This is a genomic window from Paramagnetospirillum kuznetsovii (assembly GCF_003284725.1).
GTDB classification, from domain to species: domain Bacteria; phylum Pseudomonadota; class Alphaproteobacteria; order Rhodospirillales; family Magnetospirillaceae; genus Phaeospirillum; species Phaeospirillum kuznetsovii.
This window is the reverse complement of record NZ_PGTO01000066.1, coordinates 1-572: the sequence shown is the minus strand read 5'-3', so window position 1 is coordinate 572 and position 572 is coordinate 1. Positions and strand designations below refer to the sequence as shown.

1 protein-coding gene is annotated in these 572 nt (G+C 65.6%); it reads left to right on the top strand.

Going from position 1 to position 572, the window contains the following annotated elements; translation table 11 throughout:
• A partial coding sequence (locus CU669_RS21540; RefSeq protein ID WP_456095316.1) for an IS1634 family transposase occupies positions 1–572 on the top strand: 572 nt, incomplete at both ends.

Genomic DNA, 572 nt, shown 5'->3' with positions numbered 1-572 from the left:
GTCGGCGAGGTCCTCCATCGCCACAAGATGGCCAAGCATTTCGACCTCACCATCGGCGATGCCAGCTTCAGCTTTCGCCGCAAGGCCGAGGCCATCGCCGCCGAAGCTGCGCTCGACGGCCTCTATGTGGTGCGCACAAACCTGTCGGCCGAGGTGATGGGTGACGCCGAGACGGTCACCGCCTACAAAAGCCTCAGCCGGGTCGAGCGTGCCTTCCGCTCAATCAAGACGGTCGACCTCGAAATCCGGCCGATCTTCCATTGGGCCTCGCCTCGGGTGAAAGCCCACGTCTTCCTGTGCATGCTGGCCTACCACGTCGAGCATCACATGCGGTCCAAGCTGGCCCCGCTGCTCTACGACGACACCGACCGCGAGACCGCCGCCCGCATGCGCAACAGCGCCGTCGCCAAGGCCCAGCGCTCGCCATCGGCCGTGCGTAAGGAGACCACCGGCCGCACCGAGGATCGCCTGCCGGTCCAGAGCTTCCAGAGCCTGCTCGGCGACTTGGCCACCTACTGCCGCATCCAGGCCACCACGCCGCTCAACGAGAATTACGTCTTCACCCTCACCTC